The sequence below is a fragment of the Arthrobacter sp. zg-Y1116 genome (assembly GCF_024385485.1).
Taxonomy (GTDB): Bacteria; Actinomycetota; Actinomycetes; order Actinomycetales; family Micrococcaceae; genus Arthrobacter_B.
In genome coordinates this window covers 590,029-612,092 of sequence record NZ_JANFLR010000002.1, presented here as the reverse complement: position 1 = coordinate 612,092, position 22,064 = coordinate 590,029, and the positions used below count along the sequence as shown (strand labels likewise).

The 22,064-nt window shown below is 64.9% G+C and carries 23 protein-coding genes; 12 read left to right on the top strand and 11 right to left on the bottom strand.

The window, feature by feature from the left end:
- The first annotated feature begins 14 nt into the window (after positions 1 to 14).
- From leuA to NNX34_RS09565, 3 genes are all read left to right on the top strand, one after another.
- Positions 15 to 1,757 (top strand): 2-isopropylmalate synthase, encoded by a 1,743-nt coding sequence (gene leuA / locus NNX34_RS09575; protein ID WP_255766277.1) that lies wholly within the window; start codon positions 15 to 17, stop codon positions 1,755 to 1,757.
- 67 nt (positions 1,758 to 1,824) lie between these two features.
- On the top strand, positions 1,825 to 2,574 hold the full coding sequence (recO, locus tag NNX34_RS09570) for a DNA repair protein RecO (RefSeq protein WP_227921472.1): 750 nt from the start codon (positions 1,825 to 1,827) through the stop codon (positions 2,572 to 2,574).
- Positions 2,575 to 2,576: 2 nt separating this feature from the next.
- Positions 2,577 to 3,461: an isoprenyl transferase gene (locus NNX34_RS09565; protein WP_370647251.1), complete on the top strand. Its 885-nt coding sequence runs from the start codon at positions 2,577 to 2,579 to the stop codon at positions 3,459 to 3,461.
- Here NNX34_RS09565 and NNX34_RS09560 read toward each other — a convergent pair.
- A complete protein-coding gene (locus NNX34_RS09560) occupies positions 3,445 to 4,443 on the bottom strand; it encodes an alpha/beta hydrolase (RefSeq protein WP_255766276.1) in 999 nt (332 codons plus the stop codon). The two genes, NNX34_RS09565 and NNX34_RS09560, sit on opposite strands and share 17 nt — an antisense overlap.
- Positions 4,444 to 4,521: 78 nt before the next feature.
- Between NNX34_RS09560 and NNX34_RS09555 the strand changes: the two genes are divergently transcribed.
- The gene (locus NNX34_RS09555) at positions 4,522 to 5,592 is read left to right on the top strand and encodes a quinone-dependent dihydroorotate dehydrogenase (protein ID WP_255766275.1); all 1,071 of its coding nucleotides are present in this window, start codon (positions 4,522 to 4,524) and stop codon (positions 5,590 to 5,592) included.
- 63 nt (positions 5,593 to 5,655) lie between these two features.
- On the opposite strand, the gene NNX34_RS09550 is transcribed toward NNX34_RS09555, so the two are convergent.
- Entirely contained in the window at positions 5,656 to 6,249 is a 594-nt protein-coding gene (locus tag NNX34_RS09550; protein ID WP_255766274.1) for a DUF3043 domain-containing protein, read from the bottom strand.
- A 38-nt stretch (positions 6,250 to 6,287) separates the two neighbouring features.
- On the opposite strand from NNX34_RS09550, the gene NNX34_RS09545 reads away from it, so the two are divergent.
- The 7 genes from NNX34_RS09545 to NNX34_RS09515 all read left to right on the top strand — a co-directional run bounded on the left by NNX34_RS09545 (position 6,288) and on the right by NNX34_RS09515 (position 13,048).
- The gene (locus NNX34_RS09545; RefSeq protein WP_255766273.1) at positions 6,288 to 7,703 is read left to right on the top strand and encodes a dipeptidase; all 1,416 of its coding nucleotides are present in this window, start codon (positions 6,288 to 6,290) and stop codon (positions 7,701 to 7,703) included.
- A 160-nt stretch (positions 7,704 to 7,863) separates the two neighbouring features.
- On the top strand, positions 7,864 to 8,244 hold the full coding sequence (locus tag NNX34_RS09540) for an iron-sulfur cluster assembly accessory protein (protein WP_227921490.1): 381 nt from the start codon (positions 7,864 to 7,866) through the stop codon (positions 8,242 to 8,244).
- Between the two features lie 182 nt (positions 8,245 to 8,426).
- On the top strand, positions 8,427 to 9,284 hold the full coding sequence (coxB, locus tag NNX34_RS09535) for a cytochrome c oxidase subunit II (RefSeq protein ID WP_255766272.1): 858 nt from the start codon (positions 8,427 to 8,429) through the stop codon (positions 9,282 to 9,284).
- 8 nt (positions 9,285 to 9,292) lie between these two features.
- A complete protein-coding gene (ctaD, locus tag NNX34_RS09530; protein ID WP_229951841.1) occupies positions 9,293 to 11,017 on the top strand; it encodes a cytochrome c oxidase subunit I in 1,725 nt (574 codons plus the stop codon).
- On the top strand, positions 11,017 to 11,418 hold the full coding sequence (locus NNX34_RS09525) for a cytochrome c oxidase subunit 4 (protein WP_255766271.1): 402 nt from the start codon (positions 11,017 to 11,019) through the stop codon (positions 11,416 to 11,418). The genes ctaD and NNX34_RS09525 overlap by 1 nt, the downstream gene beginning before the upstream one ends.
- 227 nt (positions 11,419 to 11,645) lie before the next feature.
- A complete protein-coding gene (locus NNX34_RS09520) occupies positions 11,646 to 12,428 on the top strand; it encodes a GntR family transcriptional regulator (protein ID WP_255766592.1) in 783 nt (260 codons plus the stop codon).
- Between the two features lie 62 nt (positions 12,429 to 12,490).
- Entirely contained in the window at positions 12,491 to 13,048 is a 558-nt protein-coding gene (locus NNX34_RS09515) for a hypothetical protein (RefSeq protein WP_255766270.1), read from the top strand.
- 98 nt (positions 13,049 to 13,146) lie between these two features.
- Here the strand turns inward: NNX34_RS09515 and NNX34_RS09510 are convergent, their stop codons facing one another.
- The 4 genes from NNX34_RS09510 to NNX34_RS09495 form a co-directional block, all read right to left on the bottom strand.
- A complete protein-coding gene (locus NNX34_RS09510) occupies positions 13,147 to 14,832 on the bottom strand; it encodes a ubiquinol-cytochrome c reductase cytochrome b subunit (protein WP_255766269.1) in 1,686 nt (561 codons plus the stop codon).
- Between the two features lie 2 nt (positions 14,833 to 14,834).
- Entirely contained in the window at positions 14,835 to 15,866 is a 1,032-nt protein-coding gene (locus tag NNX34_RS09505; RefSeq protein ID WP_255766268.1) for a ubiquinol-cytochrome c reductase iron-sulfur subunit, read from the bottom strand.
- Positions 15,867 to 15,951: 85 nt separating this feature from the next.
- Positions 15,952 to 16,752, bottom strand: a complete 801-nt coding sequence (locus NNX34_RS09500) for a c-type cytochrome (protein ID WP_255766267.1) — start codon at positions 16,750 to 16,752, stop codon at positions 15,952 to 15,954.
- Positions 16,753 to 16,833: 81 nt separating this feature from the next.
- Entirely contained in the window at positions 16,834 to 17,472 is a 639-nt protein-coding gene (locus NNX34_RS09495) for a heme-copper oxidase subunit III (RefSeq protein WP_255766266.1), read from the bottom strand.
- A gap of 160 nt (positions 17,473 to 17,632) precedes the next feature.
- On the opposite strand from NNX34_RS09495, the gene trpD reads away from it, so the two are divergent.
- Complete coding sequence (trpD, locus tag NNX34_RS09490; RefSeq protein WP_255766265.1) at positions 17,633 to 18,679, top strand: anthranilate phosphoribosyltransferase; 1,047 nt, start codon at positions 17,633 to 17,635, stop codon at positions 18,677 to 18,679.
- A 28-nt stretch (positions 18,680 to 18,707) separates the two neighbouring features.
- On the opposite strand, the gene NNX34_RS09485 is transcribed toward trpD, so the two are convergent.
- From NNX34_RS09485 to NNX34_RS09465, 5 genes are all read right to left on the bottom strand, one after another.
- Positions 18,708 to 18,989 carry an Lrp/AsnC family transcriptional regulator gene (locus NNX34_RS09485; RefSeq protein ID WP_255766264.1) on the bottom strand — a complete coding sequence of 94 codons (282 nt, stop codon included), beginning with the start codon at positions 18,987 to 18,989 and terminating at the stop codon, positions 18,708 to 18,710.
- 123 nt (positions 18,990 to 19,112) lie between these two features.
- Positions 19,113 to 19,517 (bottom strand): DUF3054 domain-containing protein, encoded by a 405-nt coding sequence (locus NNX34_RS09480; protein WP_255766263.1) that lies wholly within the window; start codon positions 19,515 to 19,517, stop codon positions 19,113 to 19,115.
- Complete coding sequence (locus NNX34_RS09475; protein WP_255766262.1) at positions 19,514 to 20,122, bottom strand: TetR/AcrR family transcriptional regulator; 609 nt, start codon at positions 20,120 to 20,122, stop codon at positions 19,514 to 19,516. The genes NNX34_RS09480 and NNX34_RS09475 overlap by 4 nt, the downstream gene beginning before the upstream one ends.
- 25 nt (positions 20,123 to 20,147) lie before the next feature.
- On the bottom strand, positions 20,148 to 20,849 hold the full coding sequence (locus tag NNX34_RS09470) for an ABC transporter ATP-binding protein (RefSeq protein WP_255766261.1): 702 nt from the start codon (positions 20,847 to 20,849) through the stop codon (positions 20,148 to 20,150).
- Positions 20,846 to 21,991: an ABC transporter permease gene (locus tag NNX34_RS09465; RefSeq protein WP_255766260.1), complete on the bottom strand. Its 1,146-nt coding sequence runs from the start codon at positions 21,989 to 21,991 to the stop codon at positions 20,846 to 20,848. Before NNX34_RS09465 ends, NNX34_RS09470 begins: the two co-directional genes overlap by 4 nt.
- Positions 21,992 to 22,064: the final 73 nt, after the last annotated feature.

The window sequence follows — 22,064 nt, the reverse complement described above, 5'->3', positions numbered from 1 at the left end:
GCCAAACCAACACCATGCGTAACGCACAGCAGTCTTCGGGCATGCCGATCTCCAAGTACGTCCCTTTCCACGAACAGATTGCCGTGGACCTGCCGGACCGGACCTGGCCGGACAAGGTCCTCACCAAGGCACCGCGCTGGTGCGCCGTGGACCTGCGGGACGGAAACCAGGCGCTGATCGATCCCATGACGCCCGAACGCAAGCACAAGATGTTCGACCTGCTGGTGAAGATGGGCTTCAAGGAGATCGAAGTCGGTTTCCCCTCCGCCTCCCAGCTGGACTTTGACTTTGTCCGCCAGCTCATCGAGGGGGACCGGATCCCCGATGACGTCACCATCCAGGTGCTCACCCAGTCCCGGGAACACCTGATTGAGCGCACCTACGAATCCCTCGAGGGCGCAGACCGGGCGATTGTCCACCTCTACAACTCGACCTCGGTGCTGCAGCGCCGCGTTGTGTTCAACACGGACCGCGACGGCATTGTCGATATTGCCCTCTCGGGTGCGCGCCTGTGCAAAAAGTACGAGGAGCAGCTGCGCGGCGTCGACGTCACCTACGAGTACTCGCCCGAGTCCTACACCGGCACGGAGCTGGATTTCGCCCTGCGGATCTCCGACGCCGTCGGGGAAGTGCTGGAGGCATCTCCCGACCGGCAGATGATCCTGAACCTGCCGGCGACGGTGGAAATGACCACGCCGAATGTCTACGCAGACTCCATCGAGTGGATGCACCGGAACATTGCCAACCGTGAATCGGTGATCCTGTCACTGCACCCGCACAATGACCGGGGCACCGGTGTCGCAGCGGCGGAACTGGGCTACCTCGCCGGCGCGGACCGGATCGAAGGCTGCCTCTTCGGCAACGGCGAACGCACCGGCAACGTGGACCTGGTGACGCTGGGCATGAACCTGTTCAGCCACGGCATTGACCCCCAGATCGACTTCTCCGACATGGACGAGATCCGCCGCACCGTCGAATACTGCAACCAGCTCCCCGTGCCCGAACGGTCTCCGTACGGCGGAGACCTGGTCTTCACCGCCTTCTCCGGCTCCCACCAGGACGCTATTAAGAAGGGCTTCGAAGCCATGGAGAAGGAAGCCGCCGCCGCCGGCAGGACGGTGGGCGAGCTGCAGTGGGGCGTGCCCTACCTGCCGATCGATCCGAAGGACATCGGCCGCAGCTACGAAGCCGTGATCCGGGTGAATTCCCAGTCCGGCAAGGGCGGCGTGGCCTACCTGCTCAAGAACGAGCACAACCTGGACCTGCCGCGCCGCGCGCAGATCGAATTCTCCGGTGTGATCCAGCGCCGCACGGACACCGCCGGCGGCGAGATCACCGGAGCCGAGCTCTGGAAGGTGTTCCAGGACGAGTACCTGCCGAACACACCGGAGTCCGACGGCGCCGCCTGGGGACATTACGAGCTCACTTCGGTGAACGCGGACACGGCTGCCGACGGCCGCTTCAACCTCACCGCCGCCCTGAGCACGGACGGGATAGTGAAGCGGCGGATGGCCAGCGGAACCGGTCCCATCGCGGCGCTGCTGGAAATCCTGGGCCAGGACGGAATCGACGTCCGGCTGCTCGACTACACCGAACACGCCTTGTCCGCCAGCGGCAACGCGCACGCTGCGGCGTACGTTGAGCTGGCCGTGGGGGAGCGGGTGCTGTGGGGTGTCGGGATCGATCCCAACACGACCATGTCCGCGTTGAAGGCAGTCATCTCGGCCGTGAACCGGGCCATCCGGGACCAGTCCTAGGCCGCCCGGAGGCACGCCGGGCGGAAGCGGTCCGCCGGGCGTGCCCGGGCATGGGAAAATAGGTTCCGTGGCCAAATCCTTTGCATCCCGCACCTATCGGGATGACGCGGTTGTCCTGCGCACCCACAAGCTGGGCGAAGCGGACCGCATCCTCGTCCTCCTCACCCGCGAGCACGGGCAGGTGCGTGCCGTGGCCAAAGGCGTTCGGCGGACCTCCAGCAAGTTCGGTGCCCGGCTGGAACCCTTCATGGTCGCCGAACTGCTGCTCTCGCACGGCCGGAACCTGGACATTGTGACCCAGGCCCAGACCAAGGGCGCCTACGGGCACGGCATCGCAGCCGATTACGCCCGCTACACGGCGGCGGCCGCCATTGCCGAAACCGCGGAGCGGCTGACCGACATTGACGGCGAATCCGCGAAGGCCCACTACCAGCTGGTGATCGGCGCCTTTGCGGCACTCAGCCGCGGCTCCCACGCCCCGGAACTGATCCTGGATTCCTATCTGCTGCGCGCCCTGTCCACCGCCGGGTGGGCACCGAGTTTTACCGACTGTGCCCGCTGCGGGGCCGCAGGCCCGCACACCGCCTTCTCCGCCCCGCTGGGCGGCGCTGTTTGTCCCGCCTGCCGCCCGCCGGGCTCGGCGTCGCCGTCCCCGGAAACAATGGTGCTGCTGGGGGCGCTGCTCACCGGCGACTGGCCCACTGCCGACGCCTCCGGCCCGCAGCCGCGCCATGAATCCGCCGGCCTGGTGGCCGGATATCTTCAGTGGCACCTGGAACGGGTGCTGCGGTCCCTTCAACATGTGGAGCGTGTCTGACCTTGCGTTCAAAATCTTCCGCCGCCAAACCGGCAGGACCCGCGAGCCGGCCTGCGCCCCACCCCTCCGGTGCGGTCCCGCCGCAGGTTCCGGCCGAACTGGTGCCCGCCCATGTGGCGATCGTGATGGACGGCAACGGCCGCTGGGCGAACCAGCGCGGCCTGCCCCGGACCGAGGGGCACCGCGCCGGCGAGGCCGCGCTGCTGGACGTCATGGCAGGCGCCATCGAGATGGGTATCCGCCACGTTTCCGTGTATGCGTTCTCCACCGAGAACTGGAAGCGGTCCCCGGAGGAGGTCCGCTTCCTGATGGGCTTCAGCCGGGATGTGCTGCGCCGGCAGCGGGACCAGCTCAGCGAGTGGGGAGTACGGATCCGCTGGTCGGGGCGCCGCCCGCGGCTGTGGCAAAGCGTGGTGCGGGAACTGGAGATCGCCGAAGAGGAAACCCGCAGCAACACCGTGTGCACCTTGAACATGTGCGTGAACTACGGGGGCCGGGCCGAGATCGCCGACGCCGTTGCCGCCATTGCCGCCGACGTCCAGAAAGGCAAGCTGCGGCCGGGATCCATTTCCGAGAAGACCATCCAGAAGTACCTCGACGAACCCGACCTGCCCGACGTCGACCTGTTCCTGCGCACCTCGGGAGAGCAGCGGTTCTCCAACTTCATGCTCTGGCAGTCCGCGTACGCCGAGATGGTCTTTATGGATACGCTCTGGCCGGACGTGGACCGGCGGACCCTGTGGGAAGCCGTGGAGATCTACGCCCGCCGGGACCGCAGGTACGGCGGTGCGGTCGACAAGGCGGCCGGGGGCACGGACGCCGGCGAAGCGGACGGCCAGGCTGCTGCTCCTGCCGCTGACAAGGCCGGAGCTAGCGCGGGAGCATAAAGGCCCTGGACCACCGCAGGATTCCCTCGTAGACCCGGGTGCGGACCGGCAGCGCGGACAGCAGGGTGTCGTGCAGGGCGCCGTCGAACCGGTACACGGTGATTTCCGGACCAAGCAGGACGCCGCGCTGAACCATCAGGTTCACGTCCAGCACGCTGTCGGTCCGCAGCATCAGCGGATTCCACGCAGGGGCGATGGTGGAGGCCGCGGAGGCCAGCAGCAGCACCGGCACCCGGATGTCCAGGCCCCGGGCAACCTGCGCGTGGCCCGCGAGCACAGCCCTGAGCCAGCCGGCACGGACCGGGAAGCTGAACGGCGGCCGCCAGAGCGGATCCACGTCCCACTCTCCGTCCATAGCCGAACTGATGCTCCGGAAGTAGAAACCGAACTCCGGGATTTTCAGCCGTGTCCGGGGCCGGCGGCGGGCGACCGGTTCCAGCAGGCCGTTGGTGGCGAAGCGCAGCATGGAACTGCCGCTGAGCTCCAGCCAGGGACTGTTCAGGATCAGTGCCTGCAGGCGCCCGGGGAAACGGTCCGCCCAGAGCGCGGCGACCAGCCCGCCGGTTGAGTGCGCCATCAGCGTGGTGCGCATGCCGGCACCGCAGCGGGCCTGGAGGTCCGCTTCCATTGCCTCGAGCGCTGCCTCGATATCGGCGTCGTACTCCGCCAGGTCGCCCACATAGCCCTCCGACTGGCCCGGGCGCAGGCTTCTGCCGTACTTGCGCAGGTCAAGGGCATAGAAGGCCACACCTTGGGCGGCCCAGAACCGCGCCAGATCCGTCTGGAAGAAATAGTCACTCCATCCGTGCAGGTACAGGACGGCATCCACTTTGCCCTCGACCGGGACGGACGGAACCGCCGGGCAGTGCGAGACCAGGGTGGCAACCACCGGGCCTTCATCGTCTTCCCCCAGCTCGAGGGTCAGGCTGCGGAACCCGTCGCCGAGAACGTCAGGTTTCCAGGCGGGGTGTTCACGGCGCATGCAACTGACATTAGCCGACAGGCCGCCGGTTTGCGGTTGGGGTTTGGAACGCGGTGCCGGTTCTGGAATCTTTGACGTATGCGCATCTATCCCACCTTCTTCCGGCTCGTTTTCTCCGGCATGGATCCCGAACTGGCCCACCGGATCGGTTTTGTCCTGATCCGCGCGGCCGCCCGCACCCCGGCCGGTCCGGTACTGCGCCGCCTGATGCGCCCTGCCCCGGTACTGCGGACCGAGGCGCTGGGCCTGACGTTTCCCTCCCCGTTCGGGCTGGCGGCGGGATTCGATAAGGAAGGCTCGGGCATTGTTGCCCTCTGCAACCTGGGCTTTGGACACGTGGAGGTGGGTACCGTGACCGCTTCCGCCCAGCCGGGCAATCCGAAGCCGCGGCTGTTCCGCCTGGTCGAGGACCGGGCGGTGATCAACCGGATGGGTTTCAACAACGACGGCGCCGCCGCGGTGGCCCCCCGCCTGGACAAAGCCCGGAAGGGACTGGCAAAAGCCTTCGGGACGCCGCCCCCCGTCATCGGCATCAATATCGGCAAGACCAAGACCGTCGAGCTCACGGACGCCGTTGAGGACTACCTCGCCAGTGCCCGGGCCCTCGCCCCGCACGCGGACTACCTCGCCGTAAACGTCAGCTCACCCAACACGCCCGGGCTGCGGCTGCTGCAGGACATTTCCACGCTGCGCCCGCTGCTGGCCCAGGTGGGCAGCGCCGCGGACCAGGTCGCCGGCCGGCACGTCCCGCTGCTGGTCAAGATCGCCCCGGACCTGAGCGACGCGGACATTGACGACGTCGCCGAGCTCGCCCTGGCCCTGAAGCTGGACGGCGTGATCGCCACCAACACCACCGTCACCCGGGAAAACCTGGTCACGGACCCGGAGCGCGTCATTGCCTGCGGCGTCGGCGGGCTCAGCGGTGCACCGCTGAAGAAACGGTCCCTCGAGGTCCTGCGGCGGCTCCGCACCGCATTGGGGCAGGACGGCCCGGCCATCATTTCCGTCGGGGGAGTGGAAACGGCTGCCGATGTGCAGGAGCGACTCGACGCCGGTGCGGTCCTGGTGCAGGGGTACACCGCGTTCCTGTATGAGGGTCCTTTCTGGGCGGCACGGATCAACCGGGGCCTGGCCCGGTCCCGGCGTTAAAGCAATGAAAGGGCCGCCCGCGGGCGGCCCTTTCATTTTCGTACGGAAGTTGTCCTGGAAAACCTAGGAAGGGTACTGGCCGCGGGTGACCTGCGGCTTGGGCAGGCGGAAACGCCGCAGCTGCAGGGACCGGGAAACCCCATACCAGACATCACCGGGATTGGGTCCGCCGAACTTGGCCGTCAAGCGCTTCCGGATCTGCCGGCGCAGCATAAAGCTGTCCGCAATGACCAAAAGGATGAGTACCCAGAACGCAGCCATCACAATCAGCTGGACATCGACGCTCTGGATGAAGCTGAACAGGACGAACACCAGCGCAGCGATCATGATGAATTCGCCGAGGTTCCAGCGGGCATCGACAATGTCGCGGACAAACCGGCGGTTGGGGCCCTTGTCCCGAAGGGGAAGGTAACGCTCCTCGCCGGTGTCCAGCGCGCGGCGGGTCTTCAGCCGCTCCTCCCGGAGTGCCTCGCGGTTGGCAGCCTTGGCCGCCTTCCGGTCATCAGGCACCAGCGGCCGCCGGCGGGCGGCTACCTGGTCCTTGCGGCGGGGCGTCGGGGCTCCCTTGCCCACCCGTACGTTGGCTGCCTGGTCAGCGGCAGCTGCCTGGTCCACAGTTTCCTGCGCGGTGGGCGCTTCTTTCTTTCGTCCGAACACATCCCAAGGATACCGTGAAAGATTGTAGGGTTTTGGCTATGACTTCCAACCCCACTCCAGACGCAAATCCCTCATCCGCGGACGTCCACGAAGACGCCCTCCGTGCCAGCGTGGCCGCGGATTTCCCGCGGACCGTCGAGCAGCTCAAGTCCCTGGTGAGCATTCCGGGCATCGCGTGGGACTCCTTTGATCCCGAGCACCTCAACCGCAGTGCCGCCGCCGTCGCCGAGTTGGTCCGCGAAGCCGGCATCGAAGACGTCCAGGTGCTGCGCGTTGACAACGACGGCACGCCCGGCGGCCCCGCCGTCGTCGCCCGCCGTCCCGCCCGGGCCGGCGCGCCCACCGTCCTGCTGTACGCCCACCACGATGTCCAGCCGCCCGGGGACCCGGACCTCTGGGAGTCCGACCCGTTCACCGCCGAAGAGCGCAACGGACGGCTCTACGGCCGCGGCGCTGCTGATGACAAGGCCGGCATCATGGCGCATATCGGTGCGCTGCGTGCCCTGGAAGATGTCCTGGGGGAGGAGTCCGGCGTCGGCGTCACCCTGTTCATCGAAGGTGAGGAAGAAGCCGGATCCCCGACCTTCCGCACCTTCCTGGAGACCTACCAGGACCTGCTGCGCGCCGACGTCATTGTGGTGGCCGATTCGGGCAACTGGAAGGTAGGCGTACCGGCGCTCACCACGAGCCTGCGCGGGCTGGTGGACGGCACGGTCGAGGTCCAGGTGCTGGACCATGCCGTGCACTCGGGGATGTTCGGCGGTCCGGTGCTGGACGCGCCCACCCTGCTGGCCCGGTTGATTGCGACCTTCCATGACGACGCCGGTGACGTCGCCATCGCCGGACTCGTGTCCGGCGACGACGCCGCGGTGGACTACCCCGAGGCGGACTTCCGTGCCGATTCGTCGCTGCTCGACGGCGTCCGGCTCGCCGGAACGGGCTCCATTGCCTCCCGGCTGTGGACCAAGCCCGCCCTGTCGATCATCGGCATAGATGTGCCGACCGTGGCGATGTCCTCCAACACCATCCAGCCGAAGGCCCGCGCGAAGTTCAGCCTGCGCCTGGCCCCCGGGCAGAGCCCGGAGGAAGCCATGGCAGCCGTCGACGCGCACGTCCAGGCCCACGCTCCCTTCGGCGCCAAGGTCACCTTCACGCCGGGGGAGCAGGGCAACGCCTTCGCAACCGACACCAGCGCCAGCGCCGCACGCACCGCGCTGTGGGCCCTGGAGCGGGCGTGGGGGGTGCAGCCGGTGGAATCGGGCATGGGCGGATCCATCCCGTTCATTTCGGACCTCGTCGAATTGTTCCCGGAGGCGCAGATCCTGATCACCGGCGTCGAAGATCCGGATTCGCGCGCCCACAGCGCCAACGAGTCGCTGGACCTGGGCGACTTCCGGAACGCGATCCTGGCCGAAGCGCTGCTCCTTGCCCGCCTTGGTGCCGTAGCCGGCTAGGAAACAGGACAAAAGCAGGTGCCGGGCGGGAATTCTTTTAGGCCCGGCACCTGTTAGATCGTTGGGGGTCAGCAGACGTACCATTGAGACACTGGTCCGGCCCGCGGCAGGCGATTCAAGGCGTGCACGCGGAAAGACCAGCTGAGGAAAGAGAGAAACTATGAGCGTTTCCACCAGCGAAAACAAGACCGCCGCAGCAGAGGCCGAGCTGCCCGTACACGAAGTACTGCTGTCGGATGTAGCCGCACAGAAGGTCCGCAGCCTGCTGGAGCAGGAAGGCCGCACCGACCTCCGTCTCCGTGTGGCAGTCCAGCCCGGAGGCTGCTCGGGACTCATCTACCAGCTCTACTTCGACGAACGCGTCCTCGACGGCGACGCCGTCCGTGACTTCGACGGCGTCGAGGTCATCGTGGACAAGATGAGCGTTCCCTACCTGTCCGGCGCGTCGATCGACTTCGAGGACACCATCTCGAAGCAGGGGTTCACCATCGACAACCCCAATGCCGGCGGCTCATGCGCCTGTGGAGATTCCTTCCACTAGGAGCCAAGGCTGCGACGGCCCGTAACAGGAGCATTAAACGCCCGGCGCGGCGGTGATCTGTCACTGGATCGCCGCGCGTACGGGTAAGCTCTACACGTAGTAGTAAAACTAATGTCCGTAACCGGGAACTTTTTTGTCCCCGTGCGGACAGCACTTGCACGCAACAAGAGGAAGGGCCGTCTGTGAGTTCGCAGGACCGAACCAGCAGCCGACGCGCCAGGATCTTAAAGATCTCAGCCGTAACGTCGGCCGGCGCGTTGTTTTTATCGGGGTGTTCATCGGAGGCTCAAACGGGCTGGTTGCCGACGGACCGCGACACCACTAACCACACCGGCCGGATCATTGACCTTTGGGTCAACTCGTGGATCGCTGCCTTGGCTGTTGGTATCCTCACCTGGGCTTTGATCCTGTGGTGCATGGTTGCCTACCGCCGTCGCAAGAACGAGACCGGGTACCCGCGCCAGCTCAGCTACAACCTGCCGCTGGAGATTTTCTACACGGCCGTGCCGCTGTTCATGGTTCTGGTGTTGTTCTACTTCACCAACCAGGACATCAAGGCGATCAATGCAACCAGCGATGACCCGGACCGGGTCATTATTGATGTGCGCGCCAAGCAGTGGTCCTGGGACTTCAACTATGTCAACGAAGACAAGTACTACCAGGGCGTTCAGGTCAACCTTGACGGCCAGGAAGTCGACCAGGATGAGTTCCCCACGCTGGTGCTCCCCGTCGACAAGACCATCGAGCTGCAGCTGAACACCCGCGACGTCCAGCACTCCTTCTGGGTGCCTGCATTCCTGCAGAAGATGGACGTCTACCCCGGCCGCACCAACGTCATTACCCTCGAAACCGGCAAGACCGGCACCTTCGACGGTAAGTGCGCCGAGCTTTGCGGTGAGTACCACTCCGAAATGCTCTTCAACGTCGAGGTTGTCACCGAAGAGGCCTACAACGACTACGTAGAGACCCTGCCCAGCGGGCAGGTCGACGGGGACTACGACCGCCAGTACAACTCAGAATCTAGCGAAGTTAGGAAGTAGGTGACGTCATGACTACTCTCGAATACACTTCGGAAGATTCCGGCACCAGGGTTGCGCCTCGCGTAGTACCCGTCTCCAAGGGACGAATCGTTGTCAGCTGGATCACGTCCACTGACCACAAGACCATCGGGTACATGTACCTGATCGCCTCGTTTATCTTCTTCTGCCTCGCCGGCGTGATGGCCCTGGTCATCCGCGCGGAGCTGTTTGAGCCCGGTATGCAGATCCTGCAGACCAAGGACCAGTACAACCAGCTCTTCACGATGCACGGCACCGTGATGCTCCTGATGTTCGCCACCCCGCTGTTCTCCGGCTTCGCGAACGTCATCATGCCCCTGCAGATCGGCGCACCGGATGTCGCGTTCCCGCGGCTGAACGCCCTGGCGTTCTGGTTCTTCCTCTTCGGCAGCACCATTGCCGTTGCCGGCTTCATTACGCCGCAGGGCGCTGCGTCCTTCGGCTGGTTTGCGTACACCCCGCTCTCCAGCACCACTTTCTCTCCGGGCGTGGGCGGAGACCTCTGGGTCTTCGGCCTGGCACTGTCCGGCTTCGGCACCATCCTTGGTGCCGTCAACTTCATCACCACCATCATCTGCATGCGTGCCCCGGGCATGACCATGTGGCGGATGCCGATCTTCACCTGGAACACCCTCGTGACGGCCATCCTGGTCCTGATGGCGTTCCCGCCCCTGGCCGCTGCACTGTTCGCCCTCGGCGCCGACCGGCGCTTCGGAGCTCACATCTTCGATCCGGAACGCGGCGGCGCCATCCTGTGGCAGCACCTGTTCTGGTTCTTCGGCCACCCCGAGGTCTACATCATCGCGCTGCCGTTCTTCGGCATCGTGTCCGAGATCTTCCCGGTCTTCAGCCGCAAGCCGATCTTCGGCTACAAGGGCCTGGTCTACGCAACCATCGCCATCGCCGCACTGTCGGTGACGGTCTGGGCGCACCACATGTACGTGACCGGCGCAGTCATGCTGCCGTTCTTCGCCTTCATGACGATGTTGATCGCGGTGCCTACTGGCGTGAAGTTCTTCAACTGGATCGGCACGATGTGGCGGGGGTCCATTACCTTCGAGACCCCCATGCTCTGGAGCATCGGCTTCCTCATTACGTTCCTCTTCGGCGGCCTGACCGGCATCATCCTGTCCTCCCCGCCGCTGGACTTCCACGTCTCGGATACGTACTTCGTGGTGGCGCACTTCCACTACGTCATCTTCGGCACCGTGGTGTTTGCAATGTTCGCGGGCTTCTACTTCTGGTGGCCCAAGTGGACCGGCAAGATGCTCAACGAACGCCTGGGCAAGATCCACTTCTGGCTCCTGTTCATCGGCTTCCACGGCACCTTCCTCATCCAGCACTGGCTGGGTGTCCTGGGTATGCCGCGCCGCTACGCCGATTACCTGGTGGAAGACAACTTCACCGCGATGAACCAGTTCTCCACCATCGCGTCCTTCGTCCTGGGTGCCTCGATGATCCCGTTCTTCTGGAACGTGTACATCACCTGGCGCCACGGCAAGAAGGTTGAAGTGGATGACCCCTGGGGCTTCGGTGGCTCGCTCGAGTGGGCAACTTCCTGCCCGCCGCCGCGCCACAACTTCACCTCGCTGCCCCGGATCCGTTCCGAGCGTCCGGCACTGGACCTGCACCACCCCGAGCTGCAGCAGCACGTCACTGACGATTCCGCCGCTGCCAAGGTATTCGGCCCCGGCGACCGGAAGGAAAAAGTCTAATGAAGGTTGAGACTAAGCTCTTCGCTTACATGACGCCGTTCTTCATCGTCGTCGGTGTTGTCTACGGCTACATGGTGGATTGGATGGAGCCCGTCGGTTATCTGGCGCTCTTCCTCACCGGCGGCATGTCCGGCATGATCGCCTACTACATCGGCTTCACCGGCAAGCGCGTCGGCCCCCGGCCCGAGGACCGCCTGGACGCCGAGATCCACGAAGGATCCGGCGAGCAGGGCTTCTTCAGCCCGTGGAGCTGGTGGCCGCTGCTGCTGGGTGCCTCTGCCGCTATCGGCTTCCTGGGCATGGCAGTAGGCTGGTGGATCCTTTACATCGGCGCCGGCCTGGCCGTTGTCGCACTGGTTGGCTGGGTATTCGAATACAGCCGCGGAAACCACGCCCACTAGGGACCGCATAACAGCATAAAAAAGGAAGGACCCGCAGGAGACTGCGGGTCCTTCCTTTTTGCCTTGGCCCGCCGCGGCAGGACAAGGAGCGCGGCAGGGGAGGGGCGGTGCGGGATGCCGGTATCCTTAGACGGCAGCAGTATTTCCCAGCCGGAGGGGCGGAATAGAAACATGCACGTTACGGGTCCGTTCATTCGCTCGGGATACCGCGGGTGAGCAATCACCGGCTGCGCCTGATAACCGAGGGCATCGATCCCGGCACGGGCGTCGCCAAGCACTTACAGCTCCAAGGCATCCTCCGCCGCTTCGTGGAAACCCATGCCGGGGCAGGGGAAATCATCCCTTCGGAGCGTGAGCTCTCCGAACACTTCTCCGTAGCCCGCATGACCATCCGCCAGGCCGTGGATGCCCTGGTGGCGGACGGCGTGCTTGAGCGCGTCGTCGGGCTGGGGACCTTCGTGGCACGGACGAAGATGGACCTGCAGGTCCAGCTGACCTCGTACTCCGAGGAAATGCACCGCCGCGGCATGGTCCCTGACGCACACGTCCTGAGTTTCGAGCAGATCGGCGCCTCGCAGCTGGTGGCGCGTGAACTCCAGATCGAGCCGGGCCAGCCCGTCGTGCGGTTCCGGCGGCAGCTGCTGGCGGACGGCGAACCGATGAGCGTCGATGAGAACTTTATCCCCGCACACTACGTGCCGGGGATTCTCGAGGAAGAGCCGCCGACGTCGCTCTACAACGTGCTGAGCGAACGGTACGGGCTGGTGATGGAGTGGGGCGAGGACACCATTGAGGCAACGGCCGCCTCGGCCTCCATCGCCCGCCTGCTCAACGTTGAGCTCGGAGCACCGGTGCTGAAGATCCAGCGCCACGCCTATGTCTCGCGGGCGATGGTCGACTATTCGGTGTCCTACTACCGGGCGGACCGTTACAAGCTCTGGGTGCCGTTGCAGCGGCCCGGAGTCCGCACCCCACGCTCTTACCACCCACGCCGGCGCCCGCACGCCTGAGCGCCGCCCAGGGGGGCTCGCAGCCCCCGCCAAGACCCCACAGCAGGAAGAGGAACACCACGATGGTCACCATTCGGATGTACAAGCGCGACGAGGCGGGGGTGCTCCACTTCCGTGAGGCGCTCTATGACGAGGACGAAGGGCAGCTGATGCTTTCCTCCGGACCCGTGGGCTACGAAGGCTCGGCCAAGGTCCAGGAGGTGGCACCGGAAGCCGCGGAGGGCCTGCTGCACGCCTTTGCCGTCACCTCGGAGGAAGAGGGGTACGCGGAGATTGATCCGGCGGACCAGCACTGGGTCATCGTCCAGTACGCGCTCAAGACCGCCGAAGGCACCGAGCGGGACCGCTACCTCGAGCACAAGGCCACCCAGGCCATTTCCTCGTACTTCCTGTGGCGGGGACTGGGGGAGGTGGACCACACGGAATTCGCACCGCGGAAGCTGAATATCTATTGCCTGGTCCCGGACGTGAACAAGGCAGTTGCAGGCCTGAAGGTAGTGCTGCGGGATCCGCTGCTCGACTTCACCAAGCTCACCATCGGAGCGGCGCCCGTGGCGGATCTCTCCGCACTGAAGCAGCGGTACCCGCTTCCGGCCAAGCGGCCCTTCACACTGGCCTAACCGCGTTATCCGCCCGCCGGCGCATTGCCGAGGGACAAACAAAAGAAGAGGGCCCGACCGGATGATCCGGTCGGGCCCTCTTCTGCACTGCCTTGCGGTTAGTGCTGTTCGATCGATGCCTGGTCGTCAGCCTTGGCTGCAACCTCGGACGGCGATTCGTGGTGATGCGCGTTCTCCAGTTCGGACGGCGTCACCGGAGCAACGCGGTCCTCGAAGAAGAAGCGGGACAGCTTCGCGCGCCGCTTCTCCTTCCGGGAGACCTTGCCGTTGGCGTCCGGCTGGGCCGGGAGTGCCTTGTAGGAGTCAAAGTCCACCAGGCGGTAGCGCTTGTACTCGTCGAGCGGCTCATGCACCTCGATGTACTCACCGTGCGGGAGACGGACGATACGTCCGCTCTCAACACCGTGAAGGACAATCTCGCGGTCCTTGCGCTGCAGCGCCAGGGCGATGCGGCGGGCAATGATGAAGCCCAGGATCGGACCGACGAAGAACAGGACGCGGAGCCAGTACGTCACATCGTTCAGCGACACGTGGAAGTGCGTGGCGATGAGGTCGGAGCTGGCAGCAGCCCACATGACGCAGTAGAACGTGATGCCTGCAACGCCGACGGCGGTGCGGTACGGCGCGTTGCGCGGGCGGTCCAGCAGGTTGTGGACCCGCTTGTCCTTGGTCAGCCAGGCTTCGATCCACGGCCATGCGAAGAGCAGGGTGAAGACGAGGCCTGCCGGGCCCAGGGCCGGGAGCAGCACGTTCAGCGACAGGGTGTTATCGCCCCAAGGGAACGGGATGACCCATTCCAGCGGGAACGCCCCGATGAATCCGGGCATCAGGCGCAGGGCGCCGTCGACCCAACCGATGTACCAGTCGGGCTGGGTACCGGCGGACACGGGGGAGGGATCGTAGGGACCGTAGTTCCAGATCGGGTTGATGGTGAAGAAGCCCGCGATGATCGCAATCACGCCGAAGACGATGAAGAAGAAGCCGCCGGCCTTCGCTGCGTAGACCGGGCCGACCGGGTAGCCGACAACGTTGTTGTTGGTCCGGCCGGGGCCGCGGAACTGCGTGTGCTTGTGGATAACCACCATGAACAGGTGGATGGCAATCATCAGCAGGATCAGCGCCGGAACCAGGAGGATGTGCAGCATGTAAAGGCGGCCGATAATCGCGGTTCCGGGGAATTCACCTCCGAAGAGGAAGAAGCTGATGTAGGTGCCTACCACCGGGACCGACTTGATGACGCCGTCGATGATGCGCAGGCCGTTGCCGGAGAGCAGGTCATCGGGGAGGGAGTAGCCGGTGAAGCCCGCAGCCAGGGACAGGATCAGCAGGACGCCGCCCACCACCCAGTTGAGTTCGCGGGGCTTGCGGAAAGCACCGGTGAAGAACACGCGGAGCATGTGCACCGAGACGGCTGCTACGAAGAGCAGGGCCGACCAGTGGTGTACCTGGCGCATGAAGAGGCCGCCGCGGACATCGAAGGAGATGTTCAGGGAGGACTCGTAGGCCACGGACATTTCGACGCCGCGCAGCGGTACGTAGCTGCCTTCGTAATGCGTTTCCGCCATGGACGGATCGAAGAAGAACGTCAGGAACGTTCCGGTCAGCAGCAGGATGACGAAGCAGTACAGCGCAACTTCGCCGAACATGAACGACCAGTGGTCGGGGAAGACCTTGCGGCCGAGCCCCTTGACTATGCCGGAACCGTTGACGCGGGAGTCAACAAAGTTGGTGACCCGTCCCAGACGGGTCTTGGCCTCGTAAGGCGTGGCAGAGGGAACACTCATGATCAGCCACGCTCCCAGTAGCTCGGTCCGACAGGTTCTTCGAAGTCACGCTGGGCGACCAGGTAGCCCTCGCTGTCGACCTCGATCGGCAGCTGCGGCAGTGCGTGCCCGGCCGGTCCGAAGATGACTTTGCATTCCTGCGTGACATCGAAGGTCGACTGGTGGCACGGGCACAGCAGGTGGTGCGTCTGCTGCTCGTAAAGGGCAACCGGGCATCCAACGTGCGTGCAGATCTTGGAGTAGGCGACAATGCCGTCCACTGCCCAGTCTTCGCGTCCGGGGGAGGGATTCAGGTCCTCGGGGTTCAGGCGCATCAGCAGGACAACTGCCTTGGCCTTTTCCTCAAGCTTGTGCTCGGGCAGATCGTTCAGACCGTCCGGGATGACGTGGAACGCAGAGCCCAGTGTGACATCCGAAGCCTTGATGGGCGTGCCGCTGGGGTCGCGCACCAGGCGGGTTCCCTCTTTCCACATGGTGTGGCGAAGGGTGTTGCCCGGAAGCGGGCCGAGGTCCCGGAAGACGGCGATGGCCGGCAGCGGTGCCAGGACCATGGCGCCGAGGAGAGTGTTGCGGATCAGGGGACGGCGCTTGATGCCCGTTTCCTCGATGATGTCCCCAACCATCTTCTCCGCGACCACGCGGTCCTCTTCAGGACGGATCTCGTGACGGTCTTCGGTGATCTCGTGGTCCGGCATAAGCGTCTTTGCCCAGTGGACAATGCCGACGCCGATTCCGAGCATCGCGAACGCGGTGCCGAGTCCCAGGAGGATGTTCTGCAGCCGCAGTTCAGCGATGCTGGCATCATCCAGGTGGATGCTGAAGTACCCGATGAAAAATACGATGGTGCCGATGATCGACACGATGAACAGGCTCGCCACCTGCCGCTCTGCCCGCTTTTCGGCGCGGGGATTTGTGTCGGCTAGACGAGGGCGGTGTGGGGGAAGTCCCGGATTCTGGAACTTCTCCTCATCTCCCTGGCCAGCCGTAGCGACGGTGCCCGAGGTGTTCGGACTGCCGTGACTATGGTCGCCCATGATCCCCCTCATCCTTCTCTGAAAACTGCATTTATAGACCTATATGTAACTGTGATGTCACCCGTGGAGGTGAGCGCGGCTGTGGTTAGGAAGACCGGGAGGTCAACCAGATGGTGAAAGCGATGATGATTCCCAGACCAGCGGTCCAGATGAACAGACCCTCGGAGACCGGACCGAGCGAGCCCAGCTGGGCTCCACCGGGGGAGCCGCTGGATTCGATGTCCTTGAGGAACGTGATGATGTCCTGCTTGTCCTCGGGAGTGATGTTGGTGTCGCTGAAGACAGGCATGTTCTGCGGGCCGGTGACCATGGCCTCGTAGATGTGCTTTTCGCTGACGCCGTCCAGGCTCGGAGCGAACTTGCCCCGGGTCAGTGCACCGCCGGCAGCTGCTGCGTTGTGGCACATGGCGCAGTTCACGCGGAAGAGCTCACCGCCGTTGGCGGCTGCCTCTTCGTCTGTGGTGTCCGGCTCAAGGTATTCCGAGTCCGGAACCGAAGGTCCGGCACCGAGGCTGGAAACGTAGGCAGCCAGGTCAGCGGTCTGGTCTTCGTCAAACTGGACCGGCTTCTGCTGGGCCTGCGGGCCCTGCATGGCCATCGGCATGCGGCCGGTGCCGACCTGGAAGTCGACCGATGCTGCGCCGACGCCTACCAGCGAAGGACCGTTTTCGGTGCCCGTGGCTTCAATGCCGTGGCACGTTGCACAGTTGGCGACGAAGAGCTTCTCGCCCTCGCTGACGTCTTCGGCAGTGTACGTGGTGGTAGCCGCCTGGGCCTGGTTGGCTCCGTTGGCTACGGCATAGAGACCACCCGTAACGAGGAGTCCCAGCAGCAGCAGCGCGACTGCTGCGAGGGGATGACGCCGCCTTTGCGATAGTGCCTTCACTTCGTAGTTCCTAACTTATGTGGTCTTTGGGAAACTTGTGCCACTTTGAAGTATTTCGTGGGGTGCGATCCTCAAGCAGTGTTACTTGAGGAAGTAAATGATGACGAACAGGGCAATCCAGACCACATCAACGAAGTGCCAGTAGTACGAGGTTACGATCGCCGAAGTTGCTTCGAAGTGTCCGAAGCGCTTGGCGGCGTAGGCACGGCCGATGATGAAGAGGAACGCGATCAGGCCGCCGGTCACGTGCAGGCCGTGGAAACCGGTGGTGAGGTAGAACGCGGAACCGTAGGAGTTCGACGAGAGGGAGACGCCTTCAGAGACGAGCATGGCGTATTCGTAGGCCTGTACGGAGACGAAGATGGCTCCGAGTACGAAGGTCAGCAGGAACCACTCAGTCATGCCCCAACGGGAGAACTTCAGGAGCCCTCCGGTGCGGCGTGCCTGGAGTCGTTCTGCGGCGAAGACGCCGAACTGGCAGGTGAAGGAGCTGGAAACAAGGATCACCGTGTTCACGAAAGCGAACGGAACGTTCAGCTTCTCGGTCTCCATGGCCCACAGTTCGCTCGAGACCGAGCGGAGAGTGAAATACATGGCGAAGAGGGCAGCAAAGAACATCAGTTCGCTGGAGAGCCACACCACGGTTCCTACGGAAACCATATTGGGGCGGTTCAGCGTGGGGTGAGCCGGGGTACTGGGGGCATGGGTCGCTGTTGTCACATAGACATTATGGCGGTAAAACTGCCCAGTTCTCCAACAGATCAGGGCCGACGGCGCGTCCAAAGTCGGCCACGGCGCCCCGGATCCCTGTATTGGCGCGGAAATAGGCCTCGCAGAAAGAAATCAGCTTTTTCTACGAAACGTAGATAACCTAGGGTGTGTGACTACGATTCCGAGTTCCGGTGACACCTGGCCGAGCCTGATTAATGCCCTCATTGGAGGCGAAAACCTCTCCACCGAGCAGACCCGATGGGCGATGGCCACCATCATGGCGGGCAACGCCACGGACTCGCAGATTGCGGGGTTCCTCGTGGCGCTGCGGGCCAAGGGCGAAACCGTCGATGAGCTCACCGGGCTGGTCGAGGCCATGGTTGCCAGCGCCCGGCCCATTAACATCCCGGGGGAGACCCTCGACATCGTGGGCACCGGCGGGGACCGCCACAACACCGTGAACATCTCCTCCATGGCTGCACTCGTGTGTGCCGGTGCGGGCGCGAAGGTGGTCAAGCACGGAAACCGTGCTGCGTCGTCGGCCTCCGGATCCGCGGATGTCATTGAAGCGTTGGGGGTCCGGCTGGATCTGTCCGTGGAGCGGGTGGCGCAGGCTGCTGTTGAAGCCGGCATCACGTTTTGCTTTGCCCAGGTCTTCCACCCGTCCATGCGCTTCGCCGCCGTGCCCCGCCGCGAGATGGGGGTGGCCACGGCCTTCAACTTCATGGGGCCGCTGACGAATCCGTCCAACCCCAGCGCCTCGGCCATTGGTGTCGCAGACGCCCGGCTGGCACCGCTGATGGCCGGCGTGCTCGCAAGGCGCGGTGTGCGCGCCCTGGTGTTCCGCGGCGACGACGGGCTCGACGAGATGACCACCACCGGCGTCTCTACCGTCTGGGAAGTCCGTAACGGGGCCGTAGAGGAGTCCGTAGTGGATCCCTTGGATCTCGGGATCAGCCGGGCCACGCTGGAGGATCTGCGGGGCGGTGACGCCGCCGCGAATGCGGCAGTGGTGCGCAGCGTACTGGCGGGGGACAAGGGACCGGTGCGGGACGCCGTCGTACTGAACGCGGCAGCGGCACTGGTGGCCCTGGACAGCGAGGCGGACGGCCCGCTGATCGACCGGCTGTCCCGCGGCCTGGTCCGTGCCTGCGAGTCGATTGACAGCGGCGCGGCCCAGGCAGCGCTGGACCGCTGGGTGGCCGTTACGCAGTAAGCTCCGGCGGTCAGGCCGCCGGGGTTTGCTAGCTGTCGAAGCCCAGCGAGAACGCCGCGTCCAGGTCATGCTGCGAGTAGGCGCGGAACGCGATCTGCGTGGTGGTTCCGAGCACGCCGTCGACCTTGGACAGGCGGTTGGCAATCGCATCGGCGAGGTCCTCGTGGCGCTGCACCCGTGCGATGGCAATCAGGTCGCATTCGCCGGTCACTGAGTAGACCTCGCTGATGCCGTCGATCTCGGAGATTTCCTCGGCGCATTCCGGGATCCTGGCGGAGTCGGTCTGGATGAGTACGAAAGCGGTGATCATGGAGGGCCTTCCCTGCGGGTCTTCTAGCGCGGTGGCTTGTAAATGCGGTGGCGTCTAAATGCGGTGGCGTCTAAATGCGGTGGGGTTTTAATGCGGTTGCGTCGAGTGGTGCTCTCTTTGAGCCTAGTGGATGGAACGGCGCCGGCGGCGGGAAATCACTGTCCACACCGCGCGCTGGCCGAGCAGGAACACCCCGAGCACTGCGAGGGTGACTACTTGGAAGCTGACGGCGGTGCCGCCGCCGGCCAGCGCACGGATACCCAGGCCGGCGGCTACGGTTCCGAGCCAGATGACGACGCCGTCGGGCCATAGCCGTGCCGGACGCCGCCAGGCGCGCATGGCCGCCCAGGAGAGCAGGCAGGCCAGCAGGAACGGCAGCGCGGTGGTGAGGATGCCGAGCATGGCCAAGCCGTGTTCGTGGCTTTGCCGGCCGAGTGCGGCGAAAACGACGATGAGGACGAGGTCCGAAGCGAGAACCCAGGGCCAGGTCCGGACGGCCGTTGCGGATCGAACGGTCGTGTCTGTCATGCGGAGTCCTCCCGGGCGGGATGGGTGGAGCGTTTGTCGCGGACGTAGGGGCCGAGGAGCTCCCGGACGCGCTCCTCGACTGTCTCCCGGGCGGTCCCGGATTCGAGCAGCCGGGTGGACGAGTGCACGATGGCGTTGATGAGTTCGGCAGTGACCTGCGGCTCCGGCACCCCAAGAAGCGTGAGCGTGTCCATCAGCGGGGTCAGCAGCTGGCGGTGCATCATGGCACTTTGGTTGTTCAGTTCCTCGCCGGGGGCGACGGCGGCCAGCGCATTGCCGACGGCGTGTTCACCCTCTGCGACGAGCGCGATGTTGGTCAGGACGTACGCCAGGATGCGGTCTGCGGGATCCGGTTCCGCATCCATGGCCTCGCGCACCCGGCGGGTCCAGCGCGGAAACACATCCAGCACCAGGGCGTGCAGCAGGTCCTGGCGGGACTTGTAATACTGGTAGGCACTCGGACGGGCGAGGCCCGCCAGCGCGGCCACTTCGGCCATGCTGGGGGCCTCGCCCGTGCGGGCCAGGAGGGTGCGTGCCGCATCAAGCAGCGCCCGCTGCTGTGCCGCCCGGTGTTCGGCCACCGTGGGGGCAGTAATTCGGGGCACTTATGCCCTCCTGTTCGTGCTCTGGCTAGCTTGAGAGGCGACCATCCACCATCTCGACGACGCGGTCGCAATGGTGCAGGACGTCGTGATCGTGCGTCACCATAACTGTAGCAACGCCGCGCTCATGGGTTTCCCGGGCGAGCAGGGCAACCACGTCCTGGCTGCGGGCGCGGTCCAGTGCTGCAGTGGGCTCATCCACAAGCAGCAGCGAGGGCCGGTTTACCAGCGAGCGGGCAATGCCGACGCGCTGGCGCTCACCGCCGGACAGCTGGTCCGGACGGCTCCGGGCCTTGTGGTCCATGCCCACTGCCGCCAGGAGCTCCAGCGGATCGAGCGTGTCCCGGCTTCCGGCAAGCTTCTGCATCAGGCGCAGCTGTTCCACCGAATTCAGTGCCGGAATCAGGTTCCCGGACTGGAACACGAAGCCGATCTCCTGCAGGCGGAACCGGGCCCGGGCCGCCTTGCCCAAGGTGCCCAGATCCACACCGTTGACCCGGACCGTTCCGGAATCGGGGGTGGTGAGGGCCCCGGCCACGGCCAGCAGGCTGGATTTTCCGGCGCCGGACGGGCCGACGATGGCGACCATCTCACCGGGCCGGACGGTCAGCGACACGTTATCCAGGGCCTGCACCGTGCTGTCACCGTCGCCCAGGGCGAGGTTTGCGGACTCGATCAGCAGTCCGCCGGTACGCGTGCCGGGGGTGCGTTCTTCAGTGGCGGTGCTCATCTCTGTCCTCCAAGGGCTGCAAGGGGATCTACGCGGGAAATCCGGACGATGGCCAGGGCGGCGCCCACCAGGCCCAGGACGATCGTCAGGACCGTGGCCGTCACGATGGGAGTGGCCTCAAGCGCGAAAGGCATGGCCGTACCGCTCAGTCCGGCCCCCATGGCGAGGCCGGCGAGAATGCCGACGACGGTGGAGGTCACCAGGATGATGGCCGCCTGGAGCAGTCCGTCACGCAGCAGGTAGCCGGTGGAGGCGCCTACGGCGCGCAGCACCGCAAGTTCATGCTTCCGCTGGATGGTCCAGACCGTGAAGAACGCTCCGACCACGAGGGCGCAGATGGCGTACAGGAAGATCTGGATCATTTCCAGGGTCATGGTTTCGGCGGAGTAGCCGGGGGAGGCGTTGAAGGACTCCGCCAGGGTCGAGGTGACCGTTCGGGCGGCTTCATCGCCGGCGGCGTAATCGATGTCCGCACCGTCGGCTGCCTTCAGGGCAACCGTGCTGGCGGTGTCGAAGTCGACGCGGGACATGGTGTCAGTGGTCGGCGTTCCGGGGGCACTCTGTCCGCTGGCCAGGTACTGCCAGGTGTCCAGCGGGAGGTAGGCGAGGTCAACGTGTCCGAAAGTCTCCTGGCCGTCGGTGTAGCCCACTACGGTCAGCTCGACGCCGATCCGCTCCAGGGTGACGACGTCGCCGATGTGCAGGCCTTCTTCGGCTGCGGTGGCGGACACCACGATCTCGTTCGGGGCGGCCATGCTGCGGCCCTCGCCGACGGTCGGGGCCAGGAAGGAACCGGGCTCGATCCCGAACAAGGCCAGGTCAACCTGGGTGCCGTTGCCGGTGGTGCCATTCATCATGGCGGTGCCCATCAGTGCGGACTCTTCCACGCCGGGCTGCTCGGCCCAGACGGCGGCCTGGTGCTCGTCCACCACGCTGCGGGAAAAGGCATTGTCGGTCTTGGTGCCCTCGTTGAAGGCGAAGGCGGTGGCTGGCATGGCTTTCAGGCCGGACACGCCGTCGTTGACGAGTCCGGAGGACAAGCCGGATAGAAGGACCATAAGAACGGCGATGAGGGCGACGACGCCACCCATCAGTCCGAACCTGGCCCGGGCAAAACGCAACTCTCGAAGCGCTAGGAACATCGGAACCCCTTGGTGGATTGCTGGAAATGTTGCCAACACCGTGTTGGGAACATACCAACATCATGTCAGAAAA